Source organism: Mycobacterium palustre, from assembly GCF_002101785.1.
Lineage (GTDB): Bacteria > Actinomycetota > Actinomycetes > Mycobacteriales > Mycobacteriaceae > Mycobacterium > Mycobacterium palustre.
In genome coordinates, this window is sequence record NZ_LQPJ01000130.1 from 62,442 (window position 1) to 83,512 (window position 21,071).

At 70.1% G+C, this 21,071-nt stretch carries 17 protein-coding genes, 1 pseudogene and 1 riboswitch; of the genes and pseudogenes, 12 read left to right on the forward strand and 6 right to left on the reverse strand.

Translation table 11 applies throughout. The features are described 5' to 3' along the window. The first annotated feature begins 35 nt into the window (after positions 1-35). The 5 genes and pseudogenes from AWC19_RS22005 to AWC19_RS31265 all read left to right on the forward strand — a co-directional run bounded on the left by AWC19_RS22005 (position 36) and on the right by AWC19_RS31265 (position 6,498). Positions 36-1,517: an LCP family protein gene (locus tag AWC19_RS22005; protein WP_085080200.1), complete on the forward strand. Its 1,482-nt coding sequence runs from the start codon at positions 36-38 to the stop codon at positions 1,515-1,517. After that, positions 1,505-2,230: a TIGR03089 family protein gene (locus tag AWC19_RS22010; RefSeq protein WP_211284977.1), complete on the forward strand. Its 726-nt coding sequence runs from the start codon at positions 1,505-1,507 to the stop codon at positions 2,228-2,230. The genes AWC19_RS22005 and AWC19_RS22010 overlap by 13 nt, the downstream gene beginning before the upstream one ends. A gap of 80 nt (positions 2,231-2,310) precedes the next feature. After that, entirely contained in the window at positions 2,311-2,592 is a 282-nt protein-coding gene (locus AWC19_RS22015) for a DUF1490 family protein (RefSeq protein ID WP_085080202.1), read from the forward strand. Between the two features lie 45 nt (positions 2,593-2,637). Next, positions 2,638-4,734: a manganese-exporting P-type ATPase CtpC gene (gene ctpC, locus AWC19_RS22020; RefSeq protein WP_142281354.1), complete on the forward strand. Its 2,097-nt coding sequence runs from the start codon at positions 2,638-2,640 to the stop codon at positions 4,732-4,734. Continuing rightward, positions 4,734-4,913: riboswitch (cobalamin riboswitch) on the forward strand. It overlaps the preceding gene by 1 nt. Before the next feature lie 89 nt (positions 4,914-5,002). Next, positions 5,003-6,498, forward strand: a pseudogene (locus tag AWC19_RS31265) (PPE domain-containing protein). Positions 6,499-6,508: 10 nt separating this feature from the next. Here AWC19_RS31265 and AWC19_RS22030 read toward each other — a convergent pair. Continuing rightward, the gene (locus AWC19_RS22030; RefSeq protein WP_372508649.1) at positions 6,509-7,168 is read right to left on the reverse strand and encodes a cation diffusion facilitator family transporter; all 660 of its coding nucleotides are present in this window, start codon (positions 7,166-7,168) and stop codon (positions 6,509-6,511) included. 103 nt (positions 7,169-7,271) lie between these two features. On the opposite strand from AWC19_RS22030, the gene AWC19_RS22035 reads away from it, so the two are divergent. Further along, a complete protein-coding gene (locus tag AWC19_RS22035) occupies positions 7,272-8,186 on the forward strand; it encodes an SAM-dependent methyltransferase (RefSeq protein ID WP_085080205.1) in 915 nt (304 codons plus the stop codon). A 12-nt stretch (positions 8,187-8,198) separates the two neighbouring features. Beyond that, positions 8,199-9,386: a CoA transferase gene (locus AWC19_RS22040; RefSeq protein WP_085080207.1), complete on the forward strand. Its 1,188-nt coding sequence runs from the start codon at positions 8,199-8,201 to the stop codon at positions 9,384-9,386. Here AWC19_RS22040 and AWC19_RS22045 read toward each other — a convergent pair. Both AWC19_RS22045 and pstS (AWC19_RS22050) read right to left on the reverse strand, forming a co-directional pair. After that, a complete protein-coding gene (locus AWC19_RS22045) occupies positions 9,370-11,313 on the reverse strand; it encodes a serine/threonine-protein kinase PknD (protein ID WP_085080209.1) in 1,944 nt (647 codons plus the stop codon). The genes AWC19_RS22040 and AWC19_RS22045 overlap by 17 nt on opposite strands. A gap of 56 nt (positions 11,314-11,369) precedes the next feature. After that, positions 11,370-12,479, reverse strand: a complete 1,110-nt coding sequence (gene pstS, locus AWC19_RS22050; RefSeq protein WP_085080211.1) for a phosphate ABC transporter substrate-binding protein PstS — start codon at positions 12,477-12,479, stop codon at positions 11,370-11,372. A gap of 185 nt (positions 12,480-12,664) precedes the next feature. On the opposite strand from pstS (AWC19_RS22050), the gene AWC19_RS22055 reads away from it, so the two are divergent. From AWC19_RS22055 to pstA, 5 genes are all read left to right on the forward strand, one after another. Further along, the gene (locus AWC19_RS22055; RefSeq protein WP_142281349.1) at positions 12,665-13,492 is read left to right on the forward strand and encodes an ATP-binding cassette domain-containing protein; all 828 of its coding nucleotides are present in this window, start codon (positions 12,665-12,667) and stop codon (positions 13,490-13,492) included. A 48-nt stretch (positions 13,493-13,540) separates the two neighbouring features. Continuing rightward, positions 13,541-14,671 (forward strand): phosphate ABC transporter substrate-binding protein PstS, encoded by a 1,131-nt coding sequence (gene pstS / locus AWC19_RS22060; RefSeq protein WP_085080213.1) that lies wholly within the window; start codon positions 13,541-13,543, stop codon positions 14,669-14,671. Between the two features lie 69 nt (positions 14,672-14,740). Further along, on the forward strand, positions 14,741-15,880 hold the full coding sequence (gene pstS, locus AWC19_RS22065) for a phosphate ABC transporter substrate-binding protein PstS (RefSeq protein WP_142281350.1): 1,140 nt from the start codon (positions 14,741-14,743) through the stop codon (positions 15,878-15,880). 22 nt (positions 15,881-15,902) lie between these two features. Continuing rightward, positions 15,903-16,937 (forward strand): phosphate ABC transporter permease subunit PstC, encoded by a 1,035-nt coding sequence (gene pstC, locus AWC19_RS22070; RefSeq protein WP_085080215.1) that lies wholly within the window; start codon positions 15,903-15,905, stop codon positions 16,935-16,937. A gap of 1 nt (position 16,938) precedes the next feature. Continuing rightward, complete coding sequence (gene pstA, locus AWC19_RS22075) at positions 16,939-17,796, forward strand: phosphate ABC transporter permease PstA (protein WP_085080217.1); 858 nt, start codon at positions 16,939-16,941, stop codon at positions 17,794-17,796. A 5-nt stretch (positions 17,797-17,801) separates the two neighbouring features. On the opposite strand, the gene AWC19_RS22080 is transcribed toward pstA, so the two are convergent. The 3 genes from AWC19_RS22080 to AWC19_RS22090 are packed head-to-tail and all read right to left on the reverse strand — an operon-like array spanning position 17,802 to position 20,976. Continuing rightward, on the reverse strand, positions 17,802-18,242 hold the full coding sequence (locus AWC19_RS22080; RefSeq protein ID WP_085080219.1) for a response regulator: 441 nt from the start codon (positions 18,240-18,242) through the stop codon (positions 17,802-17,804). Next, a complete protein-coding gene (locus AWC19_RS22085; RefSeq protein ID WP_372508650.1) occupies positions 18,239-19,834 on the reverse strand; it encodes a sensor histidine kinase in 1,596 nt (531 codons plus the stop codon). The genes AWC19_RS22080 and AWC19_RS22085 overlap by 4 nt, the downstream gene beginning before the upstream one ends. Then, complete coding sequence (locus AWC19_RS22090; protein ID WP_085080312.1) at positions 19,831-20,976, reverse strand: PP2C family protein-serine/threonine phosphatase; 1,146 nt, start codon at positions 20,974-20,976, stop codon at positions 19,831-19,833. Before AWC19_RS22090 ends, AWC19_RS22085 begins: the two co-directional genes overlap by 4 nt. Positions 20,977-21,071 lie beyond the last annotated feature (95 nt).

Sequence of the window (21,071 nt, forward strand, 5' to 3'; positions counted from 1 at the left end):
CCGAGAAGCGGCTGTGTCGCAAGTAGTCTGTTGTGATGCCTGTGCAGCGTGTGATTCGTGTGATTGCCACTGTGCTGACCGTCGCGGTCGTGTTCGGCACCGGGATCGCGTGGAGCAACGTCCGCTCGTTCGAGGACGGCATCTTCCACATGTCCGCACCGTCGCTGGGCAAGGGCGGCGACGACGGCGCGATCGACATCCTGCTGGTCGGCCTGGACAGCCGCACCGACGCGCACGGCAACCCGCTGTCGGCCGAGGAGCTGGCCACCCTGAGGGCCGGCGACGAGGAAGCGACCAACACCGACACGATCATCCTGATCCGGATCCCCAACAACGGGCGGTCGGCGACGGCGATCTCGATCCCGCGGGACTCCTACGTCGCGGCCCCGGGCCTGGGCAAGACCAAGATCAACGGCGTCTACGGGCAGACCCGCGAGGCCAAGCGCGCCAGCCTGGTCAAGGCCGGCGCGTCCGCGCAGGAGGCGGCGGCGCAGGGCACCGAGGCCGGCCGCGAGGCCCTGATCAAGACCGTCGCCGACCTCACCGGCGTCACCGTCGACCACTACGCCGAGATCGGGCTGCTGGGCTTCGCGCTGATCACCGACGCGCTCGGCGGCGTCGACGTCTGCCTCAAAGAGCCGGTGTACGAACCACTTTCGGGTGCCGACTTTCCGGCGGGCCCGCAACGGCTCGACGGCCCGGAGGCGCTCAGCTTCGTCCGGCAGCGCCACGAGCTGCCGCGCGGCGACCTGGACCGGGTGGTGCGCCAGCAGGCGGTGATGGCGTCGCTGGCCCACCGCGTCATCTCCGGGCACACGCTGTCCAGCCCGGCCACGGTCAAGCGGCTGGAGGCCGCCGTGCAGCGGTCGGTGGTGATCTCCTCCGGCTGGGACGTCATGGATTTCGTGCAGCAGATGCAGAAGCTGGCCGGCGGCAACATCGCCTTCGCCACGATCCCGGTGCTCGACGGCGCCGGCTGGAGCGACGACGGGATGCAGAGCGTGGTGCGGGTGGACCCGCACCAGGTCGCCGACTGGGTCGGCAGCCTGCTGCACGAACAGGAGCAGGGCAAGACCGAGGAGCTGGCCTACACGCCGGCCAAGACCACCGCCAGCGTCGTCAACGACACCGACATCAACGGGCTGGCGGCCGCGGTGTCGGATGTGTTGAGCGCCAAGGGCTTCACCACCGGCGGCATCGGCAACAACGAGGGCGGCCACGTCAAGGCCAGCCAGGTGCGCGCCGCCAAGACCGACGACCTGGGCGCGCAGCAGGTCGCCAAGGAGCTCGGCGGGCTGCCCGTCGTCGCCGACCCGTCGCTGGCGCCCGGCTCCGTGCGGGTGGTGCTGGCCAACGACTACACCGGCCCGGGCTCGGGCCTCTCCGGCGACCGCACGGTGTTGCCCGGGCGGGTGTCCAACGCCGGAGCGTCTCCGGGACAGGGGGCCGACCCCAACGTTCCGCCGCCGTCGCCGATCCTGACCGCCGGCTCCGACAAGCCGGAGTGCATCAACTGAGCACGCTGTCCGGGGCCATCCTGGATCCGATGCTGCGCGCGGATCCGGTCGGGCCGCGCATCACCTACTACGACGATGCCACCGGCGAGCGCATCGAGCTGTCGGCGGTGACCCTGGCCAACTGGGCCGCCAAGACCGCCAACCTGCTGCGCGACGAGCTGGGCGCGGGGCCGGCCAGCCGGGTCGCGATCCTGCTGCCGGCGCACTGGCAGACGGCGGCGGTGCTGTTCGGGGTGTGGTGGATCGGGGCCGAGGCGGTGCTCGAACCGGGGACGGCGGCCGCCGCCGACCTGGCGCTGTGCACCGCCGAGCGCCTCGACGAGGCCGACGGGACGGGCGCCGCGGAGGTGGCCGTGCTGTCGCTGGACCCGTTCGGCCGGCCCGTCCCCGACCTGCCGATCGGCGTCACCGACTACGCCACCGCGGTGCGGGTCCATGGCGACCAGGTCGTCCCCGAACGGCATCCGGGCCCGGCGCTGGCCGGGCGCTCGGCCGAGGAGATCCTGGCCGAGTGCCAAAGTGCGGCCGCCGCAAGGGGAATCACGCCGGGTGACCAGGTGCTTTCCAGCGCGCCGTGGACCGACGCCGGCGCGCTGGTGGACGGCCTGCTGTCGATCTTGGCCGCCGGGGCGTCGCTGGTGCAGGTCGCCAACCCCGACCCCGCGTTGCTGCACCGAAGGATCGAGACCGAGAAGGTGACGCGGGTCCTGTAAGCGCGAATCCATATTGATATCGCAATATTTCGATGTTAACGTCGCTCTAACGCGCGGTGGCAACACGGAAGGTTTGGTCAATGGCGGCGTACGGGCTCTTCGCTAAGGCGGCATCGACGGTGGTCACCGGCCTGGTCGGGGTGACGGCCTACGAAGTGGTGCGCAAGGCGCTGGCCAAGGCCCCGCTGCACGAGACCGCGGTGTCGGCGGCCGAGCTCGGGCTGCGCGGCACCCGCAAGGCCGAGGAGGCCGCCGAGTCCGCGCGGCTCAAGCTGGCCGACGTCATGGCCGAGGCCCGCGAACGCATCGGCGAGGAGGCGCCCACGCCGTCGATCGCCGACGCCCATCAACACGAGCACTGACCCGAAGTCGCTGCTTTGCAAGTCATTTCGGACGCCGCCGGGCGCATGCGGGTCTCGGTCGACTGGGTGCGCGCCGACTCCCGCCGGGCGGTCGCGGTCGAAGAGGCCGTCGCCAAGCAGGACGGGGTGCGCGTGGTGCACGCCTACCCCCGGACCGGCTCCGTCGTCGTGTGGTACTCACCCCGGCGCTGCGACCGCGCCGCGGTGCTGGCGGCCATCGACGGCGCCGCGCGGGTCGCCGCCGAGCTGATCCCGGCCCGCGCCCCGCACTCGTCGGAGATCCGCAACGCCGACGTGCTCCGCATGGTCATCGGCGGCGCGGCGCTGGCGCTGCTGGGGGTGCGCCGCTACGCGTTCGCGCGGCCGCCGCTGCTGGGGCCGAGCGGCCGGTTGTTCGCCACCGGCGTCACCGTCTTCACCGGCTACCCGTTCCTGCGCGGGGCGCTGCGGTCGCTGCGCTCGGGGCGGGCCGGCACCGACGCTTTGGTCTCGGCGGCGACGGTGGCCAGCCTGGTGCTGCGGGAGAACGTCGTCGCGCTCACGGTGCTGTGGCTGCTCAACATCGGCGAGTACCTGCAGGACCTGACGCTGCGACGCACCCGGCGCGCCATCTCCGAGCTGTTGCGCGGCAGCCAGGACACGGCCTGGATCCGGCTCGACGACGGCAACGAAGTCCAGGTGCCGATCGACACCGTGCAGATCGGCGATCAGGTGGTGGTGCACGACCACGTCGCGATCCCGGTGGACGGCGAGGTCGTCGACGGCGAGGCGATCGTCGACCAGTCCGCGATCACCGGCGAAACCCTGCCCGTCAGCGTGATGGTGGGCTCGCGCGTGCACGCCGGGTCGGTGGTGGTGCGCGGGCGGGTGGTGGTGCGGGCCGGCGCCGTGGGCAACCAGACCGCCATCGGGCGCATCATCGCCCGGGTCGAGGAGGCCCAGCACGACCGGGCGCCGATCCAGACGGTCGGCGAAACCTTTTCCCGCCGTTTCGTTCCCACGTCGTTTGTCGTTTCGGCCATCACCCTGGCGATCACCGGCGACGTCCGCCGGGCGATGACGATGCTGCTGATCGCGTGCCCCTGCGCGGTGGGTCTGGCCACCCCGACCGCGATCAGCGCCGCGATCGGCAACGGCGCGCGCCGCGGCATCCTGATCAAGGGCGGTTCGCACCTCGAACAGGCCGGCCGGGTCGACGCGATCGTCTTCGACAAGACCGGCACGCTGACCGTCGGGCGCCCGGTGGTCACCAATATCATTGCGCTGCACAAGGACTGGGAGCCCGAACGGGTGCTGGCGTACGCGGCCAGCTCCGAGATCCACTCCCGCCACCCGCTGGCCGAGGCGGTGATCCGCTCCACCGAGGAGCGCCACATCAGCATCCCGCCGCACGAGGAGTGCGAGGTGCTGGTGGGCCTGGGCATGCGGACCTGGGCCGACGGCCGGACCCTGTTGCTGGGCAGCCCGTCGCTGCTGCGCGCCGAGAAGGTGAAAGTGTCCAAGAAGGCGTCGGAGTGGGTCGACAGGCTGCGCCGCCAGGCCGAGACGCCGCTGCTGCTGGCCGTCGACGGCACGCTGGTGGGGTTGATCAGCCTGCGCGACGAGGTCCGGCCCGAAGCCGCCGAGGTGCTGAAGAAGTTGCGCGCCAACGGGATTCGCCGCATCGTGATGCTAACCGGCGACCATCCCGACATCGCCGAGGTGGTCGCCGGCGAGCTCGGGATCGACGAGTGGCGCGCCGAGGTGATGCCGGAGGACAAGCTCGAGCTGGTGCGCGAGCTGCAAAGCGACGGCTTCGTCGTCGGGATGGTCGGCGACGGCATCAACGACGCCCCGGCGCTGGCCGCCGCGGACATCGGGATCGCCATGGGGCTGGCCGGGACCGACGTCGCCGTCGAGACCGCCGACGTGGCACTTGCCAACGACGACCTGCATCGCCTGCTCGACGTCCGCGACCTGGGCGCCCGCGCCGTCGACGTCATCCGGGAAAACTACGGCATGTCCATCGCCGTCAACGCCGCCGGGCTGATCATCGGCGCCGGCGGCGCGCTGTCCCCGGTGCTGGCCGCGATCCTGCACAACGCGTCGTCGGTTGCGGTGGTGGCCAACAGCTCCCGGCTGATCCGCTACCGCCTGGGCTGAAAGCCGTGCGACAATACCGCTCGTAAGGCGATGACGATGCAGGAAGCCGGTGCGAATCCGGCGCGGTCCCGCCACTGTCATCGGGGAGCGACCCTCACTAGCCACGGCTCGTCAGAGTTGGAAGGCGAGGCGAGCAGCGATCCGAGAGCCAGGACACTCGCGTCGTCGCATCCTGCGACCCGGGGCGGTGTACCCCGAGAGAGCTGGCCCCCATGCCACGTCCGTCCTGGCATCGCGCCGCCCCGGCGCCCGAACCGACCCACGCATCGTGACCGCGCCGATCTGGATGGCGTCGCCGCCGGAGGTGCATTCGGCGCTGCTGAGCGCCGGCCCCGGGCCGGGCGCGCTGCTGGCCGCCGCGGCGGCGTGGCGGTCGCTGGGCACCGAATACGCCGCGGCGGCCCACGAACTCGGGGAGCTGCTGGCGGCGGCGCGGGCGGGGTCGTGGGACGGCCCGACCGCCGACGCCTACGTGGCCGCCCACGCCCCGCACCTCGCGTGGCTGGAGCAGGCCGGCGCCAACAGCGCCGCGACGGCCGCCCAGCACGAGACCGCCGCGGGCGCCTACACCGCAGCGCTGGCCGCGATGCCGACCCTGGCGGAGCTGGCGGCCAACCACGCCACGCACGCGGTGCTCGTCGCGACGAATTTCTTTGGCGTCAACGCGATCCCGATCGCGCTCAACGAGGCCGACTACGCGCGTACGTGGATCCAGGCCGCCACGGTGATGAGCACCTACCAAAGCGTCGCCACGGCGGCGGTGACGGCCGCACCGCAGACGACCACGGCGCCGCAGATCATGAGGGCCGCGGCCGCCGAGTTGCCCCCCGACCGGCAGAACGACATCTTGGATTGGTTGCAGCGCAACGGGTTTACCGACTTCTACTACACCTACCTGCAGCCGCTGATCGACTCGGTGGCCAACGACCCGTTCTTCGCGGCGCTGTTATCGGGGTTCGACCCCTGGCTGCCCCTGGTCGGCAATCCCCTGAGCTTCCTCAGCCCCTTCAACATCGCGTTCGCCCTCGGCTACCCGATGGATTTCGCTTCGTATTCCCTGTTCCTCTCGGAGACCTTCGGGTTCATCTCGTTGGATGTCACCGCGGCGTTCGCCTCGGGCAACCCCACGATCATCGGCTGGACCCTGGTGTTCGTCACCGTCGAAGCCATCGGCACCGTCATCACCGACACCATCGCCCTGCTCAAGACGTTGCTGGAACAAAACATTGCGCTGCTCGTGGTCATGCTGCCGCTGATCACCGCGTCCCTGGCGCCGCTGGCCGCCATCCCCGCGACGCTGGGCGGCCTGTCCGGCCTGGCCGGCATCAAGGGCCTGATCATCGCGGTGCCCCCGGCGCCGCCGGCCAGCATGCCGCCAGTGGTGGCGGCGCGGCACTGACCGCGGGCATGGGCGGCCACGCCTACCTGGTCGGCGCCCTGGGCGCGGACGCCCGCAGGGCGGCGGCCGCCGGCGCCCGCAAGCCGGCGGCGGAACCGGACGGCGCCGACGCCGCGGCGGTCGCGGCGGTGCCCGAGGAACGGGCCGCATCGCAGCGCCGCCGCCGGGCCAAGGTCACCCAGCTGGGCCGCGGCTACGAATACATGGACCTCGGAACCGAGCCCGCCCCCTCGGACAGCGGCGCGGGAGCCCCGGGCTTCGCCGGGACCGCGGCGAGGGACGGGGCCGGGACCGCGGCGGGGCTGACGACGCTGGCGACGCGCCTACCGATGATGCCCGGCACGTGGGAAGCCGACCCGGACTGACCGCCGCGCGTCAGCAGCCGCAGGCGTGGCCGCGCCAGGCGTGGATCCCCTCCCACACCGCGATGCCGGCAATCCCCAGCCCGATCGCCGGGTCGACCCACCAGCCGCCGGCCCAAACGGCCGTGACGGCAAGGCCACCCAGCACCGCGGCGGCCTGCGCGGCGCACAGGTAGTTCTGGTTGCCCGCGCCCTCGGTGGCCTCCGAGCCCAGCCGCTTCCCGAGCACGCGGTCGGCCCGGCCGAGGATCGGCATCGCCACCAGGGCGAGCGCCGTCAAGCCGATGCCGATCACCGAGGTCTCGGCGCGGTGCCCGTCCGCCAGGCCACGGGCGGATTCGGCGGCGATGTACGGGGCCGTCAGCCAAAAGGACACCGCCACACCGCGCTGGGCGCGCCGCTCGGCCGTCTCGGACAGGGTGCGGGAGCCGGAAAAGCGCCACACCACCATCCCGCTGCCCAGCGCCTCGGCCCCGCCGCCCAGCGCCCATCCGGTCAGCGCGACGGACCCGACCGCCAGCCCCTGCCACAGCCCGACGGCGCCCTCGACGAGCACCACTGTCAGGCTGACCCAGGCCAGCCGCCGCGCCCACTGCGCGCTTCGCCGCCAGCCCGCGTCCCTCGCAACCGCCGTTCGGCGCGGCGGCCCGACGGTCGGCGTCATCGTCTGCATCCGGCGATGCTAGCGGCGAGGTAGGCCGGCGGTCGGGATGCCGGACCGGACGGAAACCGTATCGTTATTGTTGCTAACCAGTCGAGGAGAGGGGACTGTTTCGATGACGCGGACCGAAAACGACACCTGGGACCTGGCGACCAGCGTGGGCGCCACCGCCACCATGGTGGCCGCCGGAAGGGCCCGCGCCACCCGTGACGGGCTGATCGACGACCCGTTCGCCGAGCCCCTCGTGCGGGCCGTGGGCGTCGATTTCATGACCCGTTGGGCCACAGGCGAATTGAGCGCCGCGGACGTCGACGTCCCCGGTGCCCCGTGGGGCATGCAGCGCATGACCGACATGATGGCGGCCCGCACCCGCTTGATCGACGCGTTCTTCGCGGAGGCGGGCGCTGCGGGAATTCGCCAGGTCGTCATCCTGGCGTCTGGACTGGACGCGCGCGCCTACCGGCTGGCGTGGGCGACCGGCACCACGGTGTTCGAGGTCGACCAGCCCGAGGTCATCGCGTTCAAGACCGCCACCATCGCCGAGCTCGGCGCCGCGCCCGCGGCCGAGGTGCGCAACGTGCCGATCGACCTGCGCCACGACTGGCCGGCCGCGCTACTGCAGGCCGGGTTCGACACGGGCCGCCCGGCCGCCTGGGCCGCCGAGGGCCTGCTCGGGTTCCTGCCGGCCGAGGCGCAGGATCGGATGCTGGACCAGGTCACCGAGCTCAGCGCCGACGGCAGCCGACTGGTGGCCGAGGTGTTTTTCAACACGGGGGTCAGCGGGGACGCGCTCAACGCCGCCAGCGAGAAGTGGCGGGACAACGGCCTCGACATCGCGCTGGGCGACCTGGGCTTCCCCGGCGAGCGCAACGACGTGGCGACCTACCTGGCCGACCGCGGCTGGCGGCCGGTCCGCACCCCGCTGAATCGGCTGTTGGCCGACAACGGATTACCGTTGCAACCCGAAGGCCCCGACGCGCCGTTCGCGCGGAACCACTACTGCACCGCCGTGCTGCACAAGGCGGGATAAAGGAAGGCCGACATGCCAAACACCCAGGCGCCCAAGCCCCTTGACGGCTACCGGGTGCTCGACTTCACCCAGAACATCGCCGGGCCGCTGGCCGGGCAGGTGCTGGCCGACCTGGGCGCCGAGGTGATCAAGGTCGAGGCGCCCGGCGGGGAGGCGGCCCGGCAGATCACCGCGGTCCTGCCGGGGCGCCCGCCGCTGCCCACGCTGTTTTTGCCCCACAACCGCGGCAAGAAGTCGCTCGCGGTGGACCTGACCACCGACGAGGCCAGAAAACAAATACTGCGGCTCGCCGACACCGCCGACGTCGTGCTGGAAGGGTTTCGTCCCGGGGTGATGGAACGCCTCGGCCTGGGCCCCGACGACCTGCGCGTGCGCAACCCCAAACTCGTCTATGCGCGGCTTTCGGCCTACGGCGGCAACGGCCCGCACGGCAGCCGGCCGGGCGTCGACCTGATGGTGGCCGCCGAGTCGGGGATGACCACCGGAATGCCCACGCCGACCGGCAAGCCGCAGATCATCCCGTTCCAGCTGGTCGACGCCGCCAGCGGCCACGTGCTGGCCCAGGCGGTGCTGGCCGCGCTGCTCAACCGCGAGCGCCACGGGGTGGCCGACGTGGTGCGGGTCGCGATGTATGACGTCGCGGTCAACCTGCAGGCCAGCCAGCTCACCATCCACCTGAACAAGCCGAGCGCGGCGGGCAAGCCCGACTCCGCGCCAAATCCCAAGAAGCGCAAGGGCGTTGGATTCGCCACCCAGCCGTCGGACGCGTTCCGCGCCGCCGACGGTTACCTGGTGATCAGCGCGTACGTGCCCAAGCACTGGGCCAAGCTGTGCCAAATCATCGGCCGGCCCGACCTGATCGACGACGAGCGATTCGCCGACCAGCGTTCGCGCGCAATGAATTACCCGGAGCTGACCGAGGAGCTGGAGTCGGCGCTGGCGGCCAAGACCGCCGCCGAATGGGTCGAGCTGCTGCAGGAGGGCGGCCTGATGGCCTGCCTCGCTTACACCTGGAAGCAGGTGGTTGACACCCCGCTGTTCGCCGAAAACGAGCTGGCGCTGCAGGTGGGCGGCGGCGACGACAAGATCACCGTGGTCCGGATGCCGGCGCGGTACTCGAGCTTCGACGCCGCGGTCACCGATCCCCCGCCGGCCGTCGGCCAGCACAACGACGCGTTCCTGGTCAGGGAACCAGCTTGACCACCCGGTCGTTGCCGCGGTCGGCCACGTAGACGTTTCCCTTGCCCTGGCCGCTGGTGTCCACCGCCACCGCCAGCGGGGTGTTGAGGCCGGTGAACGGCAGCACGGTCGGGACGTTCGATCCCGCCGGCAGCTTCTTGACCTGGCTGCTGTCGTGCTCGGTGACGAAGACGTCGCCCGCGGGGTTCACCGCGATGCCCCACGGTACCGAGACGCCGCTGAGTGGCAGCTCGATTTGGGCGTTCGTCCCGACCTCGAGCTTGAGCACCCTGTTGTTGTCGGTGTCGGCGACGAAGACGTTGCCGGCGGGATCCACCGCCACGCCGTCCGGGTTCTTCAGCCCGTCGAACGGCAGCACCGTCTGGGCGTTCGACCGGGCCGCCAACTTCAGCACCCGGCTGCCGCCCCGGTCGGCGACATACACGGCGCCCTGGGAATCCACCGCCACACCCTCGGGGTAGTTGAGGCCGTTGAAGGGCAGCACCGTCTGGTTGTTCGAGCCGGTCGTCAACTTCACCACCCGGTTGTTGAAGTCGGTGACATATACCGTGCCGGCGTCGTCCACCGCCAGCCCCTGCGGCTGGTATAGCCCGTTGAACGGCAGCACCCTGGGGGCGCTCGTCCCAGCCGGCAACTCCACCACCCGGCCGTACATGCCCTGACTGGTCACGTAGACGTTGCCGGCCTTGTCCAGGGCCACCCCGCCCGGGGAGAGACGGAAATCGATGCCGTTGAACGGCAACACGCTCTGCCCGGACGCCTCCTTCGGTTCGGAGTGCGACGCGCGCAAGATGACCGTGACGATCGCGACGACGGCCACGACCACGACCGCGACGATGGCGCCGACGATCCACCATTTGCGCCTTCGGTCCGCCGAGGGCCCGCCCCAATAGTCGGACTGTGCGGCCCGCGGCGGCGGATACGACGCGGGCACGGATTGGCTGCGCCAACCGGTGACGCCGTCGGGCGGCGAGACCCTGCCACCACCGCCGTCGGCGGCCGGCGCCGCCGGCCAGCTGACGCCGCCGTTGGGCGTCACCGGACGGGCCATGGTCTCGGCGGCGGCGATCGGCTGCCCGTGCTGCAAGATCGCGACGGCCTGGTGCTGCTCGGAGGTGGAAAGAGCATCGTGGGCCGCGGCGGCCAGCTCGCCGGCGGTGCGATAACGCTCCTCGGGGTTTTTGGCCATGCCCCGGGCGATCACCTGATCCAGGGCCGCCGGAACCCGCCCGGGCATGAGCTGGCTGGGCCGCGGGGGCGCGTCGAACAGGTGCGCGGCGATCAACCGCTCCATAAGGTCCGCCCGGAACGGGGGCGACCCGGTCAAGCACTCCTCCAACACGCAAGCCAGCGAATAGATGTCGGCGCGGTAGGTGACGTCGTCGCTGGTGAACCGCTCGGGCGCCATGTACTTGCAGGTGCCCATCGCGGTCCCGGTCTGGGTCAGCGCCGGGTCGGCGGCGGCGCGAGCGATCCCGAAGTCCACCAGGTAGGCGAAGTCGCTGTTGGTGACGAGGACGTTTTCCGGTTTGATGTCGCGGTGCGTCACGCCGCTGGCGTGCGCGGCGTCCAGCGCCGCCGCCACCTGGCTCACGATGGCCACCGCCCGCGGCGGGCTCAGCGGCCCGGAGCGTCTCAGCATGGTGGCCAGGTCGGCGCCGTCGATCAGGCGCATGTCCAGATAGAGGCGCCCGTCGATCTCGCCGTAGTCGTGGATCGGGACCACGTGCGGCTCGGTCAGCCGGCCCGCGGCATCGGATTCGCGCTGCATCCGCGCGCGAAACATCGGGTCGCCGGAGAATTGCTCGGAAATCAGCTTCAACGCCACCACGCGGTGCTTGCGGGTGTCCTCGGCCTCGTAGACCTCGCCCATCCCGCCGCGGCCGAGCAGCCGCAGCAATCGGTAGGGCCCAAACTGCGACCCCATTCGCGAACCCGGCGCGCTCACCGTGGAGGCTCCCTTCTAAGCAAGCGTTCGTCTGTTCACGCGATAGCGTTCACAGCGCTCGCCAGTTTGGACTGGAACGAACTCGGCATCGGGATCGATCCGTACTGCTCCAATCCATCTTGCCCCGGGCCTATCGCGGCCTGCATGAACGCCTTGACGGCCTGCCCGGTCGCGGCGTCCGGGTAGTGCGAGCAGACGATCTCGTAGGTCGCCAGCACGATCGGGTAGGCGCCGGCCTGGGTCGGCTTGTAGAACGACGACGTGTCCAGCACCAGGTCGTTGCCCTGCCCTTGGAACCGAGCCCCGGCAATGGTCTTGCCGACCGAGTCGGTCGTGATCGACACCGGGTCCGGGCCGGCCGAGGTGATGATCTGGGCCATGTGCAGCTGCTTGCCCACCGCGAACGACCACTCGTTGTAGGTGATCGACCCGTCGGTGTTCTGCAGCGCCGCCGACGTGCCGTTGTTGCCGCTGGCGCCGTCGCCGACGCCGCCATTGAACGTCTCGCCGGTGCCTTTGCCCCACGCGCCGTCGGACGCGCCGTCTAGATATTTCTGGAAGTTGGCCGTGGTCCCGGATTTGTCGCTGCGGAACACCACGTGTATGGGCGTCGAGGGAAACGAGGCGCCCCCGTTGAGCGCCTTGATCGCCGGGTCGTCCCACTTGGTGATGGCGCCGTTGAAGATCTTCGCCGCGGTGGGTCCGTCCAGCTTCAGGGAGCCGACGCCGTTGACGTTGTAGGTGATCGCGATCGGACCGAACACCGTGGGCAGGTCCCACGCCGGGGAACCGCATCGCGCGGCCGCCCGGTCGGGCTGGCCCGTCGACGGATTCAGCGGGACGTCGGAGCCCGCCAGGTCGGTCTCGTTGTTGACGAACTCCTCGACGCCGGAGCCGGAGCCGTTGGCGTTGTAGTCCAGCGTGTGACCCGGGCACGCGCGCACGTAGGCGTAGACGAACTGCTCGACGGCGTTCTGCTGCGCGGTCGAGCCGCTGGCGTGGAGGCGGTTCTTGCCGCCGCAGTCCACCGGTATCGGCTTGGCGCTGGACCCCGACGACGTGTTCGAGTTGCCGCCGCATCCGGCTAACACCAGCGCGCCGGCGGCGAGCAGGCTCAGCGCGGCGTTGGCCCGGATTAACCTCACGCAGCTCCTCCGTAGCGTCGGAACGTGTGGGGCGCACGCACGCACGTTGGTTACAAATAAGTGAACCACTCGTGAATATACAAACCCTTGGATATGGGCGTGGGATTAGCGCCAGCTTCTAGGTTGCTGAAAGCCCTGTTAAGTGCGGGTGTCGCGCCGGTTACGCGCAGTAGCATCGGATCTTGATGGTCCGTGAACAGCTCGACGCCGACACGGGGGTCGCCCCTCGGGCCATGGCGGCGGTGGACCTCACCCTCGGCTTCGGCGCCAAGACCGTCCTCGATCGGGTGAGCCTGGAGTTCCCGGCGTGCGCCGTCACGACGCTGCTTGGGCCGACCGGTTCCGGAAAGACGACCTTTTTGCGGACCCTGAACCGGATGAACGACAAGGTCTCCGGCTTCCGGCACAGCGGCGACGTCCTGATGGGCGGGCGCAGCATCTTCTCCGGCCGCGACCTGATGGAGTTTCGGCGCAGCGTCGGCATGCTGTTCCAGCGGCCCAATCCGTTCCCGATGTCGATCATGGACAACGTGATCGCCGGTGTGCGCGCACACAAAATGGTGCCGCGCAAGGAGTTCAAGAACGTCGCCGAGGCCCGGCTGACCGAGGTCGGCCTGTGGGACGCGGTCAAGGGTCGGCTCGGGGACTCGCCGTTCCGGCTCTCGGGTGGTCAGCAGCAGTTGCTATGCCTGGCCCGCGCGCTTGCGGTCGGCCCCGAGGTGCTGCTGCTCGACGAGCCCACCTCCTCGCTGGACCCGACGACGACCGAAAAGATCGAAGGGCTCATCCGATCGCTCGCCGACCGCCTGGCCGTCGTCATGGTGACCCACGATCTGGCCCAGGCCGCCCGCACCGGCGACCGCACCGCCTTCTTCTTTGAAGGCCGGCTGGTCGAGGAGGGGCCTACCGAGCAGCTGTTTTTGTCGCCGAAACGTGAGGAAACCGCCCGCTACTTCGCGCCGTTCCGGCCGGCGCAGGCGGGCGCGGCAAAGGTCGGGGCCACCGACAGCTAGCAAGGGCCACGAGGGGCCCGCCGGTGCGATGTGCGAGGAAGCGAGGACGTGAAGACTCGGTTGGATGCGCGGCTCGCCCTGACGGCCCTGGTGACGACCCTGGGGGTCGCCGCGTGCGGTTCGCACGCCGCGGCCCCCAAGGGGGGCGCGCCGAGCGCCGGGCCCAACACCGGCGCCGTCGCCACCGTGCCGGCGACGTCCACCACGGAGCTGTCGGAGACCGGCAGCACGCTGCTCTACCCCCTGTTCAGCGAGTGGGGCCCCGCCTATCACGCGAAGTATCCGAACGTCACCATCACCACCCAGGGCAGCGGTTCGGGCGCCGGCATCTCCCAGGTCGCGGCGGGGGCGGTGCGCATCGGCGCCTCCGACGCCTACCTGTCCGAGGGCGACATGAGCGCGCACCGGGGCCTGATGAACATCGCGCTGGCCATCTCCGCGCAGCAGGTCAACTACAACCTGCCGGGCGTCCATCAGCACCTCAAGCTGAACGGCAAGGTGCTCGCGGCCATGTACCAGGGCAGGATCAAAACCTGGAACGATCCGCGGCTGACCGCCCTCAACCCCGGCCTGCAACTGCCGGACACGCCGGTAGTTCCGCTGCACCGCTCCGACGGGTCCGGGAGCACGTTTCAGTTCACCCAGTACCTGTCCAAGCAGGACCCCGACGGCTGGGGCCGCTCGCCGGGCTTCGGCACCAGCGTGGACTTCCCGGCGGTGCCGGGGGCGCTGGGCGAGAACGGCGACGGCGCCATGGTGACCGGCTGCGCGGCGAATCCTGGGTGTGTCGCCTACACCAGCATGGGCTCCCTCGACGCGGCCGACGAGCGGGGCCTCGGCGAGGCCAAGCTGGGCAACGCCTCGGGCAAGTACCTGCTGCCCAAGGCCAACACCATCCAGGCCGCCGCCGGCGGCTCCGCCTCGAACATCCCGAAGAACCAGGCGATCTCCCTCATCAACGGCCCGGCCGCCGACGGGTACCCGATCGTCAACTACGAGTACGCCATCGTCAACAGCCACCAACCCGACGCCGCCACCGCCCAGACGCTGCAGGCGTTCCTGCACTGGGCGGTGACCGACGGCAACGACCCCTCGTTCCTGAACAAGCTTCACTTCCAGCCGCTGCCGGACTCGGTGGTGCAGTTGTCGGTCGCCCAGATCGCCAAGATCAACGAGTGAGCCCAAACCGTCAGTAACGCAAGGGAATTAAAGGGAACGCAAAGGGAACGAAAAGGAAGGTGAGGGATCGTGAAGATGCGCTTGGGCAGGTTCTTGGCTGTGGCGGCGGCCGCCCCGCTGGTGTTGGCCCTGACTGTAAGCGTGGGCGCCTGCGGTCCGAACTCGACGGGTGGCTCGTCGAATCAGGGGGCCGGCGGCGGCGGGGTCGCCACGACGCCGGCGTCCTCGCCGGTGACGTTGTCGGAGACCGGCAGCACCCTGCTGTATCCGCTGTTCAACCTGTGGGCCCCGGCCTATCACGGCAAGTACTCGAACGTCACGATCACCCCCCAGGGCACCGGCTCCGGCACCGGGATCTCCCAGGCGGCGGCCGGGGCGGTCAACATCGGCGCCTCCGACGCCTACCTGTCCGAGGGCGACATGGCCCAGCACAAGGGCCTGATGAACATCGCGCTGGCCATCTCGGCGCAACAGGTCAACTACAACCTGCCCGGTGTCACCGAACACCTCAAGCTGAACGGCAAGGTGCTGGCCGCCATGTACCAGGGCGCGATCAAAACCTGGAACGACCCGCAGATCGGCGGGCTGAACCCCGGCGTAAACCTGCCGCCCACCCCGGTGGTCCCGCTGCACCGCTCCGACGGATCCGGTGACACCTTCCTGTTCACCCAATACCTGTCCAAGCAGGACCCGGACGGCTGGGGTAAGTCGCCCGCCTTCGGCACCACCGTCGACTTCCCGGCGGTGCCGGGTGCGCTGGGCGAGAACGGCAACGGCGGCATGGTGACCGGTTGCGCGGGAACCCCGGGCTGTGTCGCCTACATCGGCATCAGCTTCCTCGACCAGGCGCAGCAGAAGGGACTCGGCGAGGCGCAACTGGCCAATGCCTCCGGCAAGTATCTGATGCCGGACGCCCAAAGCATCCAGGCCGAGGCCGCCGGTTTCGCGTCGACGACGCCGCCGAACCAGGCCATTTCGCTGATCAACGGCCCGGCCCCGGACGGGTACCCGATCGTCAACTACGAGTACGCCATCGTCAACGGCAGCCAGAAGGACGCCGCCACCGCCCAGACGCTGCAGGCCTTCCTGCATTGGGCGATCACCGACGGCAACAACGCCTCGTTCCTGGACAAGGTGCACTTTCAGCCGCTGCCGGCCCCGGTGGTGAAGCTGTCCGACGCCCAGATCGCCAAGATCAGCGCCCAGTAGGGGTTCGGTGACTGCCTCCACGATGCCGCGCGCGCCGGGCCGGATTCAGCGATTCCGCCGCGTGAGCCGCCCGGGCGTGGCCGTGCGTTGGCTGGGCGCGGTGGGCGCGGTGATCCCGTTGCTCGCGCTCGTGTTCGTGCTGACGACGTTGATCTTCGAGGCGCTGCCCGCGATCCGGCTCAACGGCCTGCACTTTTTCAGCGCCACCGACTGGAACCCGGGCAACACCTACGGCGACGCCGTCGTCACCCGCGGCGTCCAGCACCCGGTCGGCGCCTATTACGGGGCGCTGCCGCTGATCGTCGGGACCCTCGCGACCTCCGCGATCGCGCTGATCATCGCGGTGCCGGTGTCGATCGGCGCGGCGTTGGCCATCGTGGAGCGGCTACCCAGGCGTCTGGCGTCGACCATCGGGATGGTGCTCGAATTGCTCGCCGGCATCCCCAGCGTCATCGTCGGCCTTTGGGGCGCAATGACGTTCGGGCCGTTCATCGCCCACAACGTCGCGCCGGTGATCGCCCGCAACGCCCCGGACGTGCCGGTGCTCGGCTACTTCCGCGGCAACCCCGGCAACGGGGAGGGCATGTTGGTGTCCGGCCTGGTGCTGGCCGTGATGGTCATTCCGATCATCGCCAGCACCACCCGCGACCTGATCCGTCAGGTGCCGGTGCTGCCCCGCGAGGGGGCGATCGCGCTGGGAATGACCGACTTCGAGTGCGCGCGCAGGGTCACCCTGCCGTGGGTGTCGAGCGGCATCATCGGGGCCGTGGTGCTCGGGCTGGGACGCGCGCTGGGCGAGACGATGGCCGTCGCGATGGTCTCCGGTGCGGTGTTGGGCGCGATGCCCACCAACATCTATGCGACGATGACGACCATCGCCGCCACGGTTGTGTCACAACTGGATTCGGCGATGACCGACTTCACCGACTTCGCGGTGAAGACCCTCGCCGAGGTTTCGCTGGTGCTGATGGTGATCACGTTGCTGACGAACGTGGCGGCCCGCGCCATGGTGCGCCGCGTGTCGGGCACGGCGCTGCCCGTCGGGCGGGGGGTCTGACGTGAACGCGAGGGTTATCAGCCGGCGGAAGGTCGTCAACGCGCTGTTCTGGGCCGCCTGCGTGTGCTGCCTGGCGGTGGTGGTCGTGCCGACGCTGTGGATGCTGATCGAGGTCGTCTCCCGCGCCTTGCCGGTGTTCAGGTGGAGCGTGCTGACCGAGAACACGCGCGGCAACGGCGGCGGTTTGCGCAACGCGATCATCGGCACCGTGGTCGTCGGCATCGGAGTCATGCTGGTGGGCGGGTCGGTGAGCGTGTTGACCGGGATCTACCTGTCCGAATTCGCCGGCGGCCGAACGCGATCCGTCCTGCGCGGCGCGTACGAGGTGTTGTCCGGCATCCCGTCAATCGTGCTCGGCTACGTCGGCTATCTTGCGCTCGTGGTGAAGTTCCACTGGGGCTTCTCGCTGGCGGCGGGGGTGCTGACGCTATCGGCCATGAGCATCCCGTACATCGCCAAGGCCACCGAATCCGCGCTCGCCCAGGTGCCCACGTCCTACCGGGAGGGTGCCGAGGCGCTCGGGTTGCCGCTCGGCTGGACCTTGCGCAAGATCGTGCTCAAGTCGGCGATCCCCGGGATCGTCACCGGCCTGCTGGTCGCGCTCGCGCTCGCGGTCGGCGAAACGGCGCCGATGCTCTACACGGCGGGCTGGTCGAATTCCGCCCCGACCGGAAAGCTCACAAACTCACCGGTCGGCTACCTGACCTACCCGATCTGGACGTTCTACAACCTGCCCTCGAAGCATGCGCGCGCCCTGTCCTACGACGCGGCGTTTTTGCTGATCATCTTCGTGCTGCTGCTGATCCTCCTGGGCCGGTTGATCACCTGGTTCGCCCGGAGGCACTCCGAATCCCGCTAGCCCGCTCAGACGCCGGGCAACCGCACCACCTGAACGAAGAACTCGTCGATCTGGCGGACCGCGCTCATGAACTGGTCGAGGTCGACGGGCTTGGTGACGTAGGCGTTGGCGTGCAGTTCGTAGCTGCGCAGGATGTCCTCCTCCGCCGAAGAGGTGGTGAGCACGACGACGGGGATTCGCGACAGGTCCGGGTCGGACTTGATCTTCTCCAGCAGTTGGCGGCCATCGTATTTCGGCAGGTTCAGGTCGAGCAGGACGAGGTCGGGCCGGGGCGCGTCCGGATAGGCGCCGCGCCGGTAGAGGAAGTCCAGGCCCTCCTGCCCGTCGCGGGCGACGTGCAGGTTGTTTTTGAGCTTGTTGTGCTCGAACGCTTCCCGGGTGATGAGCTCGTCGCCGGGATCGTCTTCGACGAGCAGGATCTCGATCGCTCTACCGGCCGATGTCATTGGGCTCCTTCTGCGCTGGCTGGGGTCGCTACCGCCTCGGGGATCGGCAGCGTGAACTGAAACCGGGTGCCGTCGGTGTAGGACGTGTCGACCCAGATGGTGCCGCCGTGGTGCTCGACGATCTTTTTGCACAGGGCAAGCCCCATACCCGTCCCGGAGTACATGTCGCGGCCGTGCAGCCGCTGGAAGATGACGAAGACCTTTTCGGCGAACTCGGGGGCGATGCCGATGCCGTTGTCCGACACGCTGAATAGCCATTCGCCGCCGTGGTCGCCGGTGCGCCCTTGGCAGTCGATGACGACGCTGGGCGCGCGACCGGTGTGGCGGAACTTCACCGCGTTGCCGATCAGGTTCTGCCATAGCATCGTCACCAGCGTGGGATCGCCGATGATCTCGGGGAGGGGCTGTGACGGGCGCACGATCTCGGCGTCGGCCTCCTCGATGGCGGTGGCGAGGTTGGCCAGGCCGGCGTCGAGGGCCTGGCCGAGGTCGACCTGGGTCTGCAGGGTTCCCAGCCGCCCGACGCGCGAGAAGGTGAGCAGGTCGTTGATCAGCACCTGCATGCGCTTGGCCCCGTCGACGGCGTAGCCGATGTATTCCATGCCGCGTTCGTCGAGCTTGTCTCCGTAGCGCTTCTCGAGCAGCTGGCAGAACGAGGCGACCTTGCGCAGCGGCTCCTGCAGATCGTGGGATGCGACGTAGGCGAACTGCTCGAGTTCGGCGTTCGAGCGCCGCAACTCCAAGGCCTGTTCGTCCAAAAGCGTTCGCGCCGAACGAGATTTGTCGAGCTCTTCGACGAGCCGTTCGCGCATGTTCTCCACGTCGATCGCCATGTTGCGGATGTCCTTGGGCCGCTTCGGCGGTGAGATCCGTTCGCCGAAGTCCCCGTCGGTGATCCGCCGGCACGCCGCGGCCAGCGCGGCCAACGGCCGGGTGACCGCGTCGCGCATCAACAGCCCCAGCGACGCCGCCGTGCCGAAGAACAGCACCACCATCGCCCCCAGCATCCGATCCCGCCAGGCATCGGTGTGCCGCAGGTCGTCGGTGGCGCGATCGCGCGCCGCGGCCAGGTTCGCGTTCTGCGTGTCGAAAAGCGTACGCAGGTGGTCGAATTCGGCCTTACCCCGCTCCGTGGCAGGCCGGTTGGTGACGTTGCGGCCGGCCGGGGCCACGCTCGCGATCGCCGGTTCGGCGTAGTTGGACCGCCAATCGGCGGCGGCCTTCTCGACGGCGTCGAGGTCGGCGATCAGGTCCGGGCGCCGGTCCAGCCGCCGGCGAATCTCGTCGGCCGCGGCCCGTTCGGCGTGCTGCCCGTCGTAGTAGGGGGTCAAGAATTGCCGGTCGGCGGTGATCAGATAGCCGCGCACGCCGGTTTCCTGGTCCCGCACCGCCGACTGCAGCTGGTAGGCGACGACGCGGGACGGCTCGATGCCGTCGACGAGCCCGCGCAGCATGTCGTCGGTGTGGTGCAGCAGCAGGCCGCCGATCAGGGCGCCCCCGAGCACCATCCCGCCGATGGTGGACAGCAGCAGGGCCTGCCATCCGCGCACCGTGAGCGCCGAGAGGCGCGGCGGGCGCAGCGCCGGGGTCACGCCGTGGTCCTCTCGACGCGCAGCACGGCGATGTCGTCGGTGAGGCCCCCGCGCGGCTCCGCGAGCCGCTGGGCGCCGTCGATCAGGGCGTCGACGAACGCGGAGCCGTGCAGGTGGGCGTGCGACCGGGCCAGCGCGAGCAACCCGTCCTCGCCCAGGCGCCGGGCGCCCTCGCCGGAATACCCCTCGAACAGGCCGTCGGTCAGCAGCAGCAGGCCCTGGCCCGCCCCCAATTCCAGCTCGTGCCGCGGCCACTCGTCGGCGCGCAGGCCCAGCGCCGGCCCCGCGGGCGGCTCGACCCATTCCACGGCGGCGCCGTGCTGCAGCAGCATGCCCGGATGGCCGGCCCGCACGGCGGTGACCCGCGAGCTGCCGGGCTGGATCCCGAGGCTGAGCACCGTCGCGAAGATGCCCGTGTCCGTCCGTTCGGAGTGCAGCACCTGCTCCAGCCGCCGCATCAGGTCGACGCCGTGCACGCCGGCGAAGGTCAGGGCGCGAAACGCGATCCGCAGCGCCGCGCCCAGGGCCGCCTCGTGCGGCCCGTGCCCGGCGACGTCGCCGATCAGGACGTGCACCACCCGGTCGGGCGTTTGGATGACGTCGTAGAAGTCGCCGCACAGCAGCGCGTCCTCGCGGCCCGGCCGGTAGCGGGCGACGATGTCGACGCCGGGATCGTCGAGCAGCAGCGGCAACGGCAACAGGCCGCGCTCGAGCAGCGCGTTCTCGCGGGCCCGCAGCCTGCTGGCGTGCAGGTCGGCGGAGATGAGCTCGGCCCGTTTGCGCTCGATCGCATAAAACACTGCCCGGCGCAGCATTTCGGGTTCGACGCGCCCCTTGACCAGATAGTCCTGCGCGCCGGCCGCCACCGCCGAGGCACCGAAGTATTCGTCGTTGAGTCCGGTCAGCACGACGATCGGGACGGTGACGTCGCGTTTGGCGATGCGGGCCAGGGCGTCCATCCCGGTGGCGTCGGGCAGGTTGAGGTCCAAAAGGACACAGTCGGGGCGGGCCGCCGCGAGCTCGCGCTCGGCGTCCGCCATCGACTGCGCCCAGATCACCCGGATGTCGGCGACCGCGTCGGAGATCAAATCCTCCACCAGCGCGGCGTCGGCGCGGTCGTCCTCGACCAGCAGCAACGACAGCGACCGCCACTGCGCCGCCGGAATGACTGGAGCACGCACGGGCGCCAATCTCCCAGCCGTCCATGGCTGCGCGTTCACGTAGAAACTCCCTGGCG

What these genes read in the sequence shown, in the direction of transcription:
- AWC19_RS22015 (WP_085080202.1), top strand. Translation starts at nt 2,311, where the DNA reads ATGGCGGCGTACGGGCTCTTCGCTAAGGCGGCATCGACGGTGGTCACC.
- pstC (WP_085080215.1), top strand. Translation starts at nt 15,903, where the DNA reads ATGCCGCGCGCGCCGGGCCGGATTCAGCGATTCCGCCGCGTGAGCCGC.
- ctpC (WP_142281354.1), top strand. Translation starts at nt 2,638, where the DNA reads ATGCGGGTCTCGGTCGACTGGGTGCGCGCCGACTCCCGCCGGGCGGTC.
- AWC19_RS22035 (WP_085080205.1), top strand. Translation starts at nt 7,272, where the DNA reads ATGACGCGGACCGAAAACGACACCTGGGACCTGGCGACCAGCGTGGGC.
- AWC19_RS22040 (WP_085080207.1), top strand. Translation starts at nt 8,199, where the DNA reads ATGCCAAACACCCAGGCGCCCAAGCCCCTTGACGGCTACCGGGTGCTC.
- AWC19_RS22030 (WP_372508649.1), bottom strand. Translation starts at nt 7,168, where the DNA reads ATGCAGACGATGACGCCGACCGTCGGGCCGCCGCGCCGAACGGCGGTT.
- AWC19_RS22045 (WP_085080209.1), bottom strand. Translation starts at nt 11,313, where the DNA reads ATGGGGTCGCAGTTTGGGCCCTACCGATTGCTGCGGCTGCTCGGCCGC.
- AWC19_RS22080 (WP_085080219.1), bottom strand. Translation starts at nt 18,242, where the DNA reads ATGACATCGGCCGGTAGAGCGATCGAGATCCTGCTCGTCGAAGACGAT.
- AWC19_RS22055 (WP_142281349.1), top strand. Translation starts at nt 12,665, where the DNA reads ATGGTCCGTGAACAGCTCGACGCCGACACGGGGGTCGCCCCTCGGGCC.
- AWC19_RS22005 (WP_085080200.1), top strand. Translation starts at nt 36, where the DNA reads ATGCCTGTGCAGCGTGTGATTCGTGTGATTGCCACTGTGCTGACCGTC.